The 14,883-nt window shown below is 44.1% G+C and carries 13 protein-coding genes; 4 read left to right on the top strand and 9 right to left on the bottom strand.

From position 1 onward, the window contains the following. Nucleotides 1-65: 65 nt before the first annotated feature. The 6 genes from FTW16_RS18230 to FTW16_RS18205 form a co-directional block, all read right to left on the bottom strand. Nucleotides 66-1,316, bottom strand: coding sequence for a glutamate-5-semialdehyde dehydrogenase (locus FTW16_RS18230; protein ID WP_146492065.1), 1,251 nt, complete (start codon nt 1,314-1,316; stop codon nt 66-68). Nucleotides 1,317-1,382: 66 nt separating this feature from the next. Next, nucleotides 1,383-2,567, bottom strand: coding sequence for a glutamate 5-kinase (proB, locus tag FTW16_RS18225; protein ID WP_186728092.1), 1,185 nt, complete (start codon nt 2,565-2,567; stop codon nt 1,383-1,385). Between the two features lie 76 nt (nt 2,568-2,643). Continuing rightward, a complete protein-coding gene (crl, locus tag FTW16_RS18220; protein ID WP_086715272.1) occupies nt 2,644-3,033 on the bottom strand; it encodes a sigma factor-binding protein Crl in 390 nt (129 codons plus the stop codon). A gap of 144 nt (nt 3,034-3,177) precedes the next feature. Further along, nucleotides 3,178-4,431, bottom strand: coding sequence for an esterase FrsA (gene frsA, locus FTW16_RS18215; protein ID WP_146492063.1), 1,254 nt, complete (start codon nt 4,429-4,431; stop codon nt 3,178-3,180). A gap of 90 nt (nt 4,432-4,521) precedes the next feature. Next, a complete protein-coding gene (gene tet(34) / locus FTW16_RS18210) occupies nt 4,522-4,986 on the bottom strand; it encodes an oxytetracycline resistance phosphoribosyltransferase domain-containing protein Tet(34) (RefSeq protein ID WP_009847475.1) in 465 nt (154 codons plus the stop codon). Between the two features lie 84 nt (nt 4,987-5,070). After that, a complete protein-coding gene (locus tag FTW16_RS18205) occupies nt 5,071-6,360 on the bottom strand; it encodes an NCS2 family permease (RefSeq protein WP_146492062.1) in 1,290 nt (429 codons plus the stop codon). A gap of 1,065 nt (nt 6,361-7,425) precedes the next feature. Here FTW16_RS18205 and FTW16_RS18200 point away from each other — a divergent pair. Further along, nucleotides 7,426-8,898, top strand: a complete 1,473-nt coding sequence (locus FTW16_RS18200) for an aminoacyl-histidine dipeptidase (protein WP_146492061.1) — start codon at nt 7,426-7,428, stop codon at nt 8,896-8,898. A gap of 136 nt (nt 8,899-9,034) precedes the next feature. Here the strand turns inward: FTW16_RS18200 and FTW16_RS18195 are convergent, their stop codons facing one another. Further along, the gene (locus FTW16_RS18195) at nt 9,035-9,574 is read right to left on the bottom strand and encodes a DUF3332 family protein (protein ID WP_146492060.1); all 540 of its coding nucleotides are present in this window, start codon (nt 9,572-9,574) and stop codon (nt 9,035-9,037) included. A gap of 271 nt (nt 9,575-9,845) precedes the next feature. Here FTW16_RS18195 and FTW16_RS18190 point away from each other — a divergent pair, with 271 nt between their 5' ends. Continuing rightward, a complete protein-coding gene (locus tag FTW16_RS18190; RefSeq protein WP_017060792.1) occupies nt 9,846-10,892 on the top strand; it encodes a succinylglutamate desuccinylase/aspartoacylase family protein in 1,047 nt (348 codons plus the stop codon). A 202-nt stretch (nt 10,893-11,094) separates the two neighbouring features. On the opposite strand, the gene FTW16_RS18185 is transcribed toward FTW16_RS18190, so the two are convergent. Further along, nucleotides 11,095-11,412 (bottom strand): DUF3622 domain-containing protein, encoded by a 318-nt coding sequence (locus FTW16_RS18185; protein ID WP_017056240.1) that lies wholly within the window; start codon nt 11,410-11,412, stop codon nt 11,095-11,097. Between the two features lie 355 nt (nt 11,413-11,767). On the opposite strand from FTW16_RS18185, the gene FTW16_RS18180 reads away from it, so the two are divergent. Continuing rightward, complete coding sequence (locus FTW16_RS18180; protein WP_146492059.1) at nt 11,768-12,778, top strand: adenosine deaminase; 1,011 nt, start codon at nt 11,768-11,770, stop codon at nt 12,776-12,778. Nucleotides 12,779-12,853: 75 nt separating this feature from the next. Here FTW16_RS18180 and FTW16_RS18175 read toward each other — a convergent pair whose 3' ends face one another. After that, nucleotides 12,854-14,038 carry an NnrS family protein gene (locus tag FTW16_RS18175; RefSeq protein WP_146492058.1) on the bottom strand — a complete coding sequence of 395 codons (1,185 nt, stop codon included), beginning with the start codon at nt 14,036-14,038 and terminating at the stop codon, nt 12,854-12,856. A gap of 288 nt (nt 14,039-14,326) precedes the next feature. On the opposite strand from FTW16_RS18175, the gene FTW16_RS18170 reads away from it, so the two are divergent. Continuing rightward, complete coding sequence (locus FTW16_RS18170; RefSeq protein WP_146492057.1) at nt 14,327-14,881, top strand: gamma-glutamylcyclotransferase family protein; 555 nt, start codon at nt 14,327-14,329, stop codon at nt 14,879-14,881. Nucleotides 14,882-14,883 lie beyond the last annotated feature (2 nt).

Raw genomic sequence — 14,883 nt, 5'->3', positions numbered from 1 at the left:
CATTGATTATTGCTACTCGATCGCCATTTCAAAAATGAGCTGAGGAGTAAAATTAACGACCAGCGTTAACCGCGAACTAAATAGTTCGCTTTACCTACCCATTTGTAGCTTGTCAGCTCTTCTAAGCCCATTGGGCCGCGAGCATGCAATTTCTGAGTAGACACTGCGACTTCAGCGCCCAAACCAAACTGTGCGCCATCAGTGAAACGTGTTGATGCATTCACATAAACCGCCGCAGAACCGACCGAGTTAATAAAGCGCTCTGAGCTCTCTAGGCTATTAGTCATGATTGCATCAGAGTGACTCGCGTTGTGTACACGCATGTGATCAATCGCTTCTGCCACATCCGCAACGATTTTCACGCCTAGCGTGTAGCTTAGCCATTCAGTGTCAAAGTCACCTTCAACCGCATCACGTTGGTCTTCAAAACCCGCTAGCAGCGATTTTGCACTAGCATCGGCAACCAAGGTTACCTTGCCCGCTAAACGCTGTTTCAGCTGAGCTAAGAAAGCTTCAGCAACAGCTTCATGCACCAACAATGTATCTAAAGAGTTGCATGCTGATGGGCGTTGAACTTTAGAGTTTTCGACAACATCGACTGATTTTTCAAGGTCTGCACTTTCATCAACAAAGATGTGGCTGATACCGAAACCACCGATGATAACTGGAATAGTACTGTTCTCTTTACACATCTTGTGCAGGCCAGCGCCACCACGAGGAATGATCATATCCACGTAGTCGTCCAGTTTAAGCAATTGAGAAACTAGTTCACGATCAGGTTTCTCGATGTACTGAACAGAAGCTGCAGGAAGTTCCGCTTTCTCTAGTGCAGACTGGATAACTTTTACCAGCTCCATGTTCGAGAAGAAGGTCTCTTTACCACCACGCAAAATGCTTGCGTTGCCTGTTTTCAGACACAGTGCCGCAATATCTATCGTTACGTTCGGGCGTGCTTCGTAGATAACACCAACAACACCAAGCGGTACACGACGACGAGACAATGACATACCGTTTTCCAGTACCTTGCTGTCGATTTCGCTGCCCACAGGGTCGTTTAGGCTAATGACATTACGAACGTCGTTAGCGATGCCCGTTAAGCGTTCTTCATTAAGAAGTAGACGGTCAAGCAGTGCTTCCGTTAGACCCGCTTCGCGACCCAGTTCGATGTCTTTCGCATTCGCTTCTAAAATCGTTGCTGCGTTTGCTTCTAGCTCATCAGCGATGATCGCCAATGCTTTATTCTTTTGCGCCGTAGATGCGGTCGCTAGGTGGAAAGCAGCCTCTTTTGCTGCGATACCCATGTTAGTTAAATCCACGTTTAACTCTCCCTAAATTCTGTCTGTCTTTGGATGCAAAAAGGCGATTCGCCTTCTCATCACGAGCTATTCTTGGATTACAACAAGGTCGTCACGGTGAATGACTTCTGACCCGTAATCGTAACCAAGAATGTCGCCAATATCTTTACTGTGCTTGCCTGCTATTTTTGCTAGGTCTTGGCTTGAGTAGCTAGCGATACCACGCGCCACTACCTTGCCTTTACTGTCTGTGACTTGGGTGACTTCACCACGAGAAAACTCGCCTTGAACTCGAATAACCCCTTTTGCCAACAAGCTACTGCCTTTGGTGCTAACAGCATTTACTGCGCCATCGTCGACCACGATGTCGCCTGCGGATGCAGGGCCCGCTAGGATCCAACGTTTACGGTTTTCAAGCGCTTCAGGCAAAGGCAAGAAACGTGTGCCTTGTGGATTGTCACTCAATGAGTCAAACACCACATTTTCAGCACTGCCCGCTGCAATAATAACTTCGATGCCTGCGCGACGAGCAATATCAGCCGCCTGCAGTTTTGTCGCCATGCCGCCAGTACCCAACGTAGTACCACTGCCGCCTGCGATCTTACGCAGTGTGTCATCAATCGTTTTCACTTCTTTGATGAGCTCAGCATTTGGATCTTTACGAGGGTCAGCCGTAAACAGGCCTTTTTGGTCGGTTAGCAGCAAAAGCTTATCCGCACCGCATAAAATACCAACCAGTGCCGACAAGTTATCGTTGTCGCCCACTTTAATTTCGTTGGTCGCAACTGCGTCATTTTCATTAACGACAGGAATAATGTCGTGTTCAACGAGTGCATTGATCGTGTCACGGGCATTCAGAAAACGCTCGCGATCATCAAGATCAGCACGAGTCAGCAGCATCTGGCCAATTTTAAGGCCATAGATAGCAAACAAAGACTCCCAAACTTGAATCAACTGACTTTGCCCAACTGCCGCAAGCAACTGTTTGCTCGCCATTGAGTTGGGAAGTGCGGGGTAACCAAGGTGTTCACGTCCTGCTGCAATTGCACCAGACGAAACCATAACCACAGAGTGGCCTTGTTTTTTTAATTCAGCACATTGACGAACCAGCTCAACCATATGAGCACGGTCTAATGCCAATGTTCCACCAGTTAAGACACTGGTACCCAGTTTAACAACGACAGTTTTACGCTGCGCTGTTGTCCCGCTTTGATGATTTGTTGTCATGAAGTCTTTTATGAATAAAACAAATAAGAGGTGATGTTTTAGCAATCAAAAAGGGAATTCACAAGCAGAAAAGGTGCGAAATCGCACCTTTTTGCTTTATATAGAAGAGTAACCTTTAAAATCAGACGAATTCGACAGACTCTTCGTCTAACTGAACGCTGATTTCAAATTTCTTTTGAAGTTCATCAACCAGTTTTTGGTGAAAGGCTTCCTGAGTTCGAGAGACCTCAGCCACCGCTTTTTTCGGTAATGGCAAAGGATCCCAGTTGCCATCGATATTGTATTTACCCGTGTTGTATTTCGCCGAAAATCCGTCTTCCGACTTATCCAACTCCAACCACCATCCCCAGAATTCACGCTCTTCTGGTGACTTTTTATCGTTCACACACACAGACAAGCAATCAAAAATGTAGTGGCCTTCTTCTGATTGCGGCTCCCTCAAGTAAGGCCCGATAGCCTTTAAAACATTCAACAAGCGGTAATGCGTAGGTTGTTGTGTCACTTCTGACATATTGAATCTCCATTTTCAATGTTAAGAATGACGTTACTCAGATTGTTATACGTAAAAACTACGCAATTAGGTTTTATAAATTATCTCTGAGTATCAGGTACTTAGTTTGTACACTTTTCATGCTTAACTAATTTTGGAGAAATGTCATCTAAATAATTCATCCTCAAGCCACTTTATCGCCAATTCGAGGGATTGCTCATAACCTTGTGTAATTGACTTAGCTTTGATTTTCTTCGCTTTTCCGTAATCACTGTAAATAGCAACCAGTTGATTATCCATTGGTGGTGAAACAGGGTCGCCTTCCAAAGCCATTGCCAAAATAGGAACACTGGTTTTACTGTTTGACAGTAAACCTTGTACCTTGAGTGACCACGCCATCAACTGCCCAGAAAGGCTATTGATATCGACCGCCCCTTTACCCAGGCGAGAAGCCAACACATCTAAATGCATCTTAGGCATTTGCTTAAGTTTGTCGGCATGAACAAAGATATCGTGAATTGGAGCACCTAGAGAGATACACGCTTTAAGCTTATGCTGCTCAAGGAAAGATAATCTTACCATCGCATTACCACCAAAACGGAAACCAAACAAGCCAACCTTATGATGATCGACCCAAGGGATATTAGGCAGTTCATTCAATACGGCTTGGTGCAGGCAAGACGAGTCTTCCGTTAAAGGCCAGTGCGCACTGTGCCCTATCGATGGCATGTCGACTGTTAACATAGCAATGTTCTTTGGTGCTAAGTAATCCCTAAACAAGCGCCACATATCGGTCTGCAAACTGTCTAGGCCAGCACTGACAATCACAACCGGTTGTGGTTTGTCTGTTTTGGTTAGATGTAAGTTCGCTTTAATTTTCTTGTTTTTGTATGGCACTTCAATCTGTTTAACGATCAGCTTGGTGTGCTTAATTGCTTCGGAATAGGCTGCATTTGCTAACACTTGAGCCTGAGCTGCCAAGTTATCGTTTTTAAGATGTGGGTAGCCCGCGATACTGAAACACAACGAAGCTGAAAACAGCTCTTCAGCCATTTCTTCTCCGTTCTTTTCATTAGAACGGTTTTGGTGCTGCATACCCAACTTAGTCCATTCGTATGCCCAGTTACCACTTCGGTAACCCATGACCGTATCAAGCCACTCATCGGTTGTACGAGAGTTATCTGATGATGCGATACGAGCCAATACCGCTTCTTGCTCAATTGGGTTAACGCCTTGCCACACCCACTGAAGACGTCTTAGATTTCGGTACCATGATGAGTTTTGCTGTTCACGCTTCTCATCCAATAACGCTTCAGAGCTTGGCATGTATTGTGTCAACATTGAGGTCTCTTTCGCCTGCTTGTGCTTTACAAACAAGGTTTCCGAAAGGTTCGAGCTCGTTTCTTCTGATTCAGACATTGGGATACTTAATAAGAAATGGTTGTCACTAATAATATAAAAAAAAATGACCCTATAAAGGGTCATTTCTCAAAAAAACTAAGTTTACGCTTATTTTGACTTGCGATTTACTGGCTCAACGTAGCTTAGGCTAGTATCCCAAGGTTGCTCAATCCATGTGTCTTGAGCGATATCAACGATGTACTCGTCTAGCAAATCAGCACCAGATGGCTTTGCACATACAGCGATCAGTTTCGCTTTAGGGTACATCTCGCGAAGTTTGCGTGCAGTGTCACCACTATCAACAAGGTCTTCAACGATTAGGAAGCCTTCGCCGTCACCTTCAGGTGCTTTAACTACTGTCATATCACGTTGGTGATCGTGGTCGTAGCTAGAAATACAAATCGTATCTACGTGACGAATACCTAGCTCACGAGCCAAGATTGCACCAGGAACCAAACCACCACGGCTTACTGCCCAGATGCCTTTCCACTGCTCTGCTGGCATTTGCTTTTCGGCTAGTTGACGGCAGTAAGTCTGCATGTTGTCCCAAGTGATAACGAATTTGTTGCTCATAGTATAAAACCTAATAATTTTGTCATGTTATTAGAGGCTATCTCAAACATAGCCTCTTCAGCGATTAAGCAGAAATCTAGACGATTAAGCGAAAATGTATTTAAGAATAAAGATAACCGACATTACCCACACAGCAGGTGAAACGTCGCGACCTTTACCACTTAGCAGCTTAATTGCAGCGTAAGCGATGAAACCTAGTGAGATACCCTCAGCGATAGAGTACGTCAGCGGCATAAGCAGACATGTTACCACGACTGGTGCTGCTTCTGTAAGATCACGCCAATCAATGCCAACTAGGCCAGACATCATCAAAATTGCTACATAGAAAAGTGCACCTGATGTTGCGTAAGCCGGAATCATACCTGCAAGTGGCGAGAAGAAAAGAGCCAGTAGGAATAAGATACCAACAACAACCGCTGTTAGACCTGTACGGCCACCTTCAGCGACACCCGCAACACTCTCAACGTAAGAAGTTGTGTTTGATGTACCTAGCAATGCACCAATAGACGTTGCTGTAGAGTCAGCAAGCAGTGCTTTGTTTAGACGAGGAAGTTTGCCGTCTTCTTTGATTAGGTTTGCTTTTGTTGCAACACCCACCAAAGTACCTGCTGTATCGAATAAATCGACGAACAAGAATGCGAATACCACTGAAATCATACCGATTTCAAATACCGCAGAGAAATCAAGCTGCATGAATGTAGGTGCAAGGCTTGGTGGTGTAGACATGATGCCGCCGTATTGAACGTCACCAATAACAATACCAAGAGCTGTGATAGCTAGAATCGCAATCATTACTGCGCCTTTCACGCCACGGTGAACAAGAGCAATCGTTAAGAAGAAACCAAGTGCACCTAGAATAGGAGCAATCGCGGTAATGTCGCCCAGAGAGACTTTAGTTGCTGGGTTAGAAACCACGATGCCAGCATTGCTCAGTGCAATAAACGCTAGGAAAAGACCGATACCCGCAGAGATACCAACACGCAGAGACATAGGAATCGAGTTGATAATCCATTCACGGATCTTAAAGATACTTAAGAAAATGAAGATTACGCCTGATACGAAAACCGCTGCCAGAGCAACTTGCCACGTATAACCCATACCCATAACCACTGCGTAGGTAAAGAATGCGTTCAAACCCATACCTGGTGCTTGAGCGATTGGGTAGTTAGCAACAAAGCCCATGATGAAACAGCCGATAGCAGCCGCTAAACAGGTTGCTACAAATACAGCGCCATGGTCCATACCAGCATCAGCTAGAATCATTGGGTTTACAAAAATGATGTAAGCCATTGTTAGGAAGGTTGTTAGACCTGCGATGATTTCAGTGCGCACATTGGTGCCGTTTTCACTGAGTTTGAATAGCTTTTCGAACATTATCGAATCCTATAAGGGTAAGAAGTAAACGGTTGCGTAATCGATTGGCTGTGGATTATAAAGTTATCAAATAACAAATTCCAGATAGAATTAAGGCTCTAATCGATATTTATCAGAATGCCGTATGAAACAAAGCGATTAAAAGCGATGTATTTCCCAAGAAATAACCATAATAAACAGACAATTAAGAGCAATAGTCACAATGAAAAATCTTGGTTACTTTTTCGACCATCGGTTATTTTGATAGAGAATCTAGCCATTAAATTCTGAATTCAAACCCACAAGAGTTGTGTATTTTTCAACAGGATCAGTAATAAGGCGCAAATTGATATTTTGGCGTTTAAAAAAACAACCACACAGAAATGTAGGGAAAGTGACAAGATAAAGCGGTTTGGAAAAGTAGTAGGCAAAAAAAACGCCACTCAAAACTGAGTGGCGGTAGAATCTGTCAACCAAAAGGGCTGTAAAAGAATTCCAATATATAGGGGTGAACAAAACTGTTCGAGTTACATGCTTACGGTATTAGTAACCGAAGCTTGTAGGGTATGCAAAGTTGCTAGTGTAAACAGAGCTGTTAAGCCAGAACATTGCAGATGGTAAACCTTTCATAACTATCACCTTAATAAATCAATAAAAAACGAATTTGATTTCTCGGTTCCTTGGAGGCGATAAAACGGACTCATCCTTTGAGCATTTACTCTTCACTTCAGAAGTTGGTTATTAATATACCTCAAAGAAAAAAGATTACAAGTATTTTTTGCTATAGGTCACACTTTTTACCAATTATGGTTATTTTGCAAACTCAATTTCGTAATTAAATTACAAAAAAGACTTAAACAAACGTTTGCTTGCACCATTTATAAGCATCAATACACTTATTCAAGATCAAATGAACAAGATGGCGTTCAAAATTTGAGGCATTTCAGGTTTAGAAGCGCTACTCGTCAAAACGCTCTAGTGGTATGCTGTTGCCATCAAAACAGACCCATATTTTAGATTTTTGTTCTAAGTTTTTACCTATAGAAATCCTAAATATATGGTTATCAAATAAAAAAGGAGTCATCCGTGTCTGAATTCCATTCTGAGATCAGTAAATTATCCCCTGCCCCTATTTGGCAGTTCTTCGATAAGATTTGCTCAATCCCACACCCTTCTAAGCATGAAGAAGAGCTTGCTCAATACATTATTGCTTGGGCAACAGAACAAGGCCTAGATGTACGTCGTGACCCAACGGGCAACGTATTCATCAAAAAGCCTGCAACGGCGGGTATGGAAAACAAAAAAGGTGTGGTGCTACAAGCTCACATCGATATGGTTCCACAAAAGAACGAAGACACAGTTCATGACTTCGCTAAAGATCCAATCCAACCATACATTGATGGTGAGTGGGTTACAGCTAAAGGTACAACGCTTGGCGCTGATAACGGCATGGGCATGGCTTCTTGCCTAGCGGTTCTTGCTTCAAACGAAATCCAGCATGGCCCTATCGAAGTTCTACTAACAGTAGATGAAGAAGCAGGCATGACTGGTGCTTTCGGTCTTGAAGCAGGTTGGTTAGAAGGCGATATCCTTCTTAACACCGATTCAGAGCAAGAAGGTGAAGTGTACATGGGTTGTGCTGGCGGTATCGACGGCGCAATGACATTTGAAATTGCACGTAACGCGATTCCAGCTGACTTCGTAACACGTAAGCTAACGCTAAAAGGCCTAAAAGGCGGTCACTCTGGTTGTGACATCCACACAGGTCGTGCAAACGCAAACAAACTGCTTGCTCGCTTCCTAGCGGGTCACGCAAAAGAGCTAGACCTTCGCATCGTCGAATTCAAAGGCGGTAGCCTGCGTAACGCGATCCCTCGTGAAGGTTTCGTAACGGTTGCTGTTCCTGCGGCAAACCAAGAAAAACTGGCTTCACTATACAACTACTACACTGAGCTTCTTTCAACAGAGCTAGGTAAAGTAGAAGACAACATCGTGACTTTCAACGAAGAAGCTTCGGTTGAAATGGGCGCTCTAGCAGCAGCTGACCAAGCTCGCTTCATCGCAGCACTTAACGCGGCACCAAACGGTGTGATCCGCATGAGTGATGAGATCGAAGGCGTTGTTGAAACATCTCTAAACGTGGGGGTTATCACAACTGAAGAAAACTCAATCACAGTGCTTTGCCTGATCCGCTCTCTTATCGATTCTGGCCGTAGCCAAGTGGAAAGCATGCTGAACTCTGTTGCTGAGCTAGCAGGCGCGAACATCGAATTCTCTGGCGCTTACCCAGGTTGGAAGCCAGACGCAGATTCAGAAATCATGCACATCTTCCGCGACATGTACGAAGGTATCTACGGTCACAAGCCAAACATAATGGTTATCCATGCTGGTCTTGAGTGTGGTCTATTCAAAGAACCTTACCCGAACATGGACATGGTTTCTTTCGGCCCTACTATCAAGTTCCCTCACTCTCCAGACGAGAAAGTGAAGATTGATACGGTTGAACTATTCTGGAACCAAATGGTTGCGCTATTAGAAGCAATCCCAGAAAAAGCATAGTTCGAGCCATTATGTTTTCGATAGATAGGATTTCGCGGTAAACACTATCCATCGACACAAAATAAAACAGGTACTCAATGAGTACCTGTTTTTGTATCTAATTTTTGTCATCGACTATTTGTAACTAAGGAAGCAATTAAACGCGTGAAGCCGCGTAGCTTTCTAGCTCATCAATTGAAGTTTGTGCCACGACTTCGCCATCTATGAAGTACGTCACCATCTCACCATCGCGAACACCGATTAACGTCGCACGCTCACCAGACTGGTAAGTAATGTCCATTTGGATCGTGTTTTCATCAATCTGCTGCATTTGACCTTTCTCGATCACATCAGCACTTGTGATAGGACCAACAGGTGCTTCCGTTAGAGACGGATCAAGTTGGTGGTTGATATCAAGGTACGTATCAGTCTTAGTATCAAAGATGTGTGGAGCGCCTGTTAGTGGGTTGCTACCTGTCCAGAACTCTAGTGAGTTGAATACTAGGTAATCAGCCGCAACCGTTAGACCGTATGCAGGTGCAAGTAGCATGTTCAAACCACCACGAGCGTAACGGTTATCAACAGCTTTGATGTTGAACTTCATTAGGTAACCCGTTACTGCGTTGCTACCAACACAGCCAGATAAAGCAACAGATACCACTGCAAGTGCTACAACTTTTGAAATTGTTTTTTTCATTTTGATCTCGATATTTTAATTTGGCCGCCAAAAAATGGCGATGGATAATACCAACCAATCGAATGATAAATATCAGCGTTAAATCAATGTTTTGTCAGAGAATTCACAATTTGAAACACCCTTCAATAAGCCAAATAAAAAACTGAAACCAATTCAGAACCCCCTTAATAAAAAACTTTTGTCGTCACCGTAAAGCGATTGATTCGTACTAAAAATCAACGATTGCTACATTCCGTGTTAACGAATTATCACCATGTTGAGAACAACCTAAATGGCAAGACTAAAACCTAATCAACCATTCGAATTACTTGGTTATACTGTTCAGCCAGGACAGCGAATGGAGATTGAACTGCAAGCAGCTCAGCTTTACACGCACTCTCCACTTTCGATCCCGATTGAAATTATTCACGGTCGCCAAGCAGGCCCAACACTGATGGTAAATGCGGCTATCCACGGCGATGAGCTAAACGGTGTTGAGATTGCAAGACAACTGACAAATGCGATTGATCCAAAGAAACTGAAAGGGACATTAATTGTTGTTCCTATCGTTAACGTGTTTGGCTTTATCCATAAATCTCGTTACCTACCAGACCGTCGTGACCTAAACCGCTGCTTCCCTGGCAGTGAGAAAGGCTCGTTAACATCACGCATCGCTTACACCTTCTTTGAGAACGTGGCAAAGCACTGTGATTACATTCTGGATCTACACACGGGCGCGATTCACCGTACTAATCTGCCACAGATTCGTGCGAACCTATCAAACCCTGAAACACTGCGCATCGCAAAAGCGTTTGCAACACCCGTGATCATTGATTCTCCACTGCGTGACGGTTCACTGCGTAGCGAAGCAGAAAAACTTGGTATTCCTGTATTAACTTACGAAGGTGGTGAAGCGCTGCGTTTCGATCACTTAGCGATTCGTGCGGGTTACCTTGGCGTGCATCAAGTGATGAAAGAAATCGGCATGCTGCGCCCTAACCGTAAAAAGTTACCAGAGCCAGTATTGAGTAAATCCACCAGCTGGATCCGCGCTGAATCAGACGGTATTTTGCGTAACATGGTAAGACTTGGCGAACAAGTTGAAGCAGGACAAACCCTTGCTTACATCAGCTCTCCATTGGGTCACCAAGAAGGCCAAGTGATCACAACCAAAGGCGGTATCGTGATTGGTCAGCAAACTCTACCTTTGGTAAACGAAGGTGATGCTGTGTTCCACATCGCTTACTTCAAGCAAGACGATGAAGAAGTCGGACAATCAGTAGAAAGCTACATTGAAGAAGTGGCAGAAGACGATTGGCTAACTGCGCTGAATAACTGATCAGACAATGCTTAAAAGTTTAAGAGCTCGACGTTAAAAGCAAGAAGCCAAACAGTGCTCTTAAACACAATAAAACAGAACTCCACAAACTAAAAAGCCCCAATATACTTTTAACTAGAAAGAAAAAAGTTATATCGGGGCTTTTTTTTTACAAATCCCTTATCTTAAAATTAAGGGATCTATAAATTAATCATGCACTGAATTACTCAGCGTCTTCTTGCTCTTCTGCACGAGCTTTAGCGCGCGCTTCACGTGCTTGCTCAGCTTTAAGCTCTTTAGTGTGACGTAGTTCGTCACGCTCTTTACGCTGTTCTGATTTACGCTCGTTACGTTCAGCTTGGTTTGCGATGAAAGATGCTAGCTCTTTCTCTGCCCACTCTTGTGCTAGAGCTTCAGTTTCGAAACCAGACTCACGCTTAGATACTGTAGTGCTGCGAGACGTTACTTGACGAGTAATCTCTGCACACCAACCGTTGCGTTTTTCTGTAAGGCGGATATCAAATTTTTTGTTCTTAGACATGTTCTATTTTTTCCTAAGGGAGATCATTAAGGGATCGGTCAACTTTGATAACTCCATCTAAGTGAGCATCTTTTAACACCATCCCTTGGTAAGCGCGGTATTAGAGCACAAATCAATGAATATTGCTGCAAATATTTGCAGCGGATCACACTCCTATGCTGCAAATCGTTTGCGGCTCATTTCAATTCCTTGGTAAGCCTCTATTCACCACCAATTTCGGCACTGTTTTATCGACCACAATGAAATGAACTATGCTCAAACAGAGATAAATGAAAGAGATAACCTGCAGGCTCAGGTTTACAGACTCTACTGTCTCACCTACTCCGCCCATAATTAAAATAGCTAAGGAGTTGCTATGGATAGCTTCATCAAAAATTTACCTAAGGTTGAGCTGCACTTACATATAGAAGGCACATTAGAGCCAGAGTTGATGTTCCAACTCGCCAAACGTAATAACGTATCGATTCCCTTTGAGAACCCTGACCAAGTACGAGACGCCTATCAATTCCACAATCTTCAGTCCTTTCTCGACATCTATTACCAAGGCGCAAACGTGCTGATCCACGAACAGGATTTTTACGACCTCACTTGGGCTTATCTACTAAGGTGCCAACAAGACAATGTGGTTCACACTGAGATTTTCTTCGACCCGCAAACCCATACCGAGCGAGGAGTCGCTTTCGACACAATTATCACTGGCATTACTCAAGCACTCGACCAAGCTACACATGAACTTAGGATAAGCAGTCAACTGATCATGTGCTTTTTGCGTCATCTCGATGAAGACAGCGCTTTTGAAACACTCAAACAAGCCCTCCCCTATAAAGATAAGATCATTGCCGTTGGACTAGATTCATCAGAACAGGGGAATCCGCCAGATAAGTTTAAGCATGTCTTTCAAGAAGCGCTCAACCAAGGGTTCCTAACTGTCGCACACGCAGGAGAAGAAGGCCCCGCACAAAATATTATCGATGCACTGAGCTTATTAAGCATTACCCGAATTGATCATGGTGTTCGCTGTGTTGAAGATGAAGAGCTGATGGAACAGTTAATCGCTAAACGCACACCACTGACGGTCTGCCCATTGTCGAACACCAAGCTCAAGGTATTTGATACCATGCAAGAGCACAACATCGTCGAGTTGCTGAGAAAAGGACTCTGTGTCACCATCAATTCCGATGATCCCGCTTACTTCGGTGGCTACATGAATGATAACTTCCTAGCGGTTGCCAACGCTCATCCTGTCACTCATCAAGAATTAGCCCAGTTCAGTATTAATGCCATCGAAGCCAGTTTCATCTCCCCTCATGCCAAAGAAGACCTCATTACACAGGTACGCCAATACTTGGTAGCGAATACTCAATAAGTTCATAACAGTTTATTTCGATCAAAAAAGGGAAGCTCAACGCTTCCCTTTATTAATCAATAGGCTGAGATTAAATTAGCCCGGATGGCCATCTACTCGTGGTGTTAACAGCATCATGCCGAATTTCCAGATAAACAGACCAAACGCCAATGTCCATAAACCCGCGCTGATGTTAACCATCTCAAACAAGTAAGCAGGGAAGAAAATCACACCTAAGCTACGAACCAGCGCGGCAATAAATATCGCTGAAAAGGCTAGCGCCATGCTTGATCCTTTGTAAATCGCACGACCAGTGTGTCCCATTGTCACTCGCGTAATCATCGCCAGAATCAAACCGCTCAAGCCACCAATCGCAAACAAGTGCAGCATATTATGGCTCGCAAACGGGTTGTCTAATAAACCGCGTAACAGCAAGCTTAAAGGGATACACAAGTAAGCCGCGTGCAGTGACCACACCAAAGGCTCAGATAACGTCGTCCAAGGCTTCCAACGGATAAAGCGAACTAACTGAGTCACGCCAGCAAACACCATTAGCTCATTACCTACCTGAGCAAAGGTGAGTGGGAAGAAGCTCAAAACAAACAGCCCAACCAAAGGCAAGTTTGCCAACCATTCCAACCAGACCAATGGCTGCGCTTTCTCAAAGTCGAAGCGACGAGCGGTAAAGAATGGAATCACTCGTCCGCCCATTACAGACAGCAATAACGTAAACCACCACAACATCGCTTGCCATACCGCTGATGAAGGAAATGGAGGCATACCTTTAATGGTCGCGTAGCTCGCAAAGTTCGCCACGATAGCCAATATAAACAGCGGTACGAAGAATAGGTTCTTCCAACCTTTCGACTTCACGACACGGAAACCGATCTCGTAAGCCGCGAAGATTAAGAACAGCGCTTCAATCGAAGAGATTAGCCACAACGGAGCCGGTGTCCAAAACAGAATACGAGGCGCCAACCACAAACCAACTAACACCGCTAATCGATAGTGTTTGGTGCCATTGACCCCCGTCCAAGTTTGCACGGCAGTGAGCACAAAACCGACAACAATCGCCATCGAAAAACCAAACAGCATCTCATGCACGTGCCACCACAATGCGGGAACATTTAAAACCTCAGGCTGACCGTTTTGGAACATGATGACCCAAGCTACAATCGCAATCACGGCATAGAGACTGCCTAAAAAGAAGAAAGGTCGAAAGCCTAAACGCAGGTAGGCTGGAATCGCGTCTTCTACACTTTTATCTGTGATATTTAACAAACTCGCTCCTAATTCTCAGATAAGCGGCCAAGGTATTACCTAAACCAAATTTTGTGTGCATCAAATCCGATGCCATATGCAGATCACATTGCATGAAACGCGCCAATTAGATAAAACCAGTAAAAACAGCGACTCACGAGATTCAATAGCCAATAAACAAGTCAAAAAAACACAACCAAAAGAGTCATAAAGACATATAGATGTATAAATAGAAACTTACTGACTTTTGGTATCTCGCCACATATAGTAAGACTAGACTTAAATGGAACAACTCAGACAAGGAATGCGATGTATATTTTTGGTTATGGCAGTTTAATCAACTCATCTTCACGCCAGCTTACCGGTCAGACAGGGCAAGCGATCCCTGCGATTGTTCATGGCTTAATTCGCTATTGGAGCAAGATCGATGACAGCTATGTGTTATCACCTTTGATCGTCAATCTTGGCGAGGGACAAGTGAATGGTGTGTTGCTTGAGGTGGATGATATTGCACTGGCTGAATTTGATCGCCGTGAGCGTGGCTATCACCGAATCGAATTAAAGGCCTCTCAGATAAAAAGCCAAGATGAGTTCAAACAGGATCAATCGATCTGGGTTTACATCAAAGACGAGATTGAAGCTCCTTGCGAAAACAGCCCTATCGTTCAAACCTATGTCGATACAGTATTGGCAGGATGTTTAGAGGTGTCTGAAAGCTTTGCGGCGCACTTCGTTAAACACACACAAGGTTGGCATCACCCATTAGAAAATGATCGCCACCAGCCTAAATACGGCAACCTTGCTGGGGTTTCCGATCACCATCACAGTGTGATTGATGGCTTGATACTAACTGTACGCAGCTAGTT

Origin of the sequence: Vibrio sp. T20 (genome assembly GCF_007858795.1) — a bacterium.
Classification (GTDB): domain Bacteria; phylum Pseudomonadota; class Gammaproteobacteria; order Enterobacterales; family Vibrionaceae; genus Vibrio; species Vibrio satsumensis.
This window is presented reverse-complemented; position numbering and strand designations above follow the sequence as displayed.

What these genes read in the sequence shown, in the direction of transcription:
- crl (WP_086715272.1), bottom strand. Translation starts at nt 3,033, where the DNA reads ATGTCAGAAGTGACACAACAACCTACGCATTACCGCTTGTTGAATGTT.
- FTW16_RS18195 (WP_146492060.1), bottom strand. Translation starts at nt 9,574, where the DNA reads ATGAAAAAAACAATTTCAAAAGTTGTAGCACTTGCAGTGGTATCTGTT.
- FTW16_RS18205 (WP_146492062.1), bottom strand. Translation starts at nt 6,360, where the DNA reads ATGTTCGAAAAGCTATTCAAACTCAGTGAAAACGGCACCAATGTGCGC.
- frsA (WP_146492063.1), bottom strand. Translation starts at nt 4,431, where the DNA reads ATGTCTGAATCAGAAGAAACGAGCTCGAACCTTTCGGAAACCTTGTTT.
- FTW16_RS18190 (WP_017060792.1), top strand. Translation starts at nt 9,846, where the DNA reads ATGGCAAGACTAAAACCTAATCAACCATTCGAATTACTTGGTTATACT.
- FTW16_RS18170 (WP_146492057.1), top strand. Translation starts at nt 14,327, where the DNA reads ATGTATATTTTTGGTTATGGCAGTTTAATCAACTCATCTTCACGCCAG.
- FTW16_RS18185 (WP_017056240.1), bottom strand. Translation starts at nt 11,412, where the DNA reads ATGTCTAAGAACAAAAAATTTGATATCCGCCTTACAGAAAAACGCAAC.
- FTW16_RS18180 (WP_146492059.1), top strand. Translation starts at nt 11,768, where the DNA reads ATGGATAGCTTCATCAAAAATTTACCTAAGGTTGAGCTGCACTTACAT.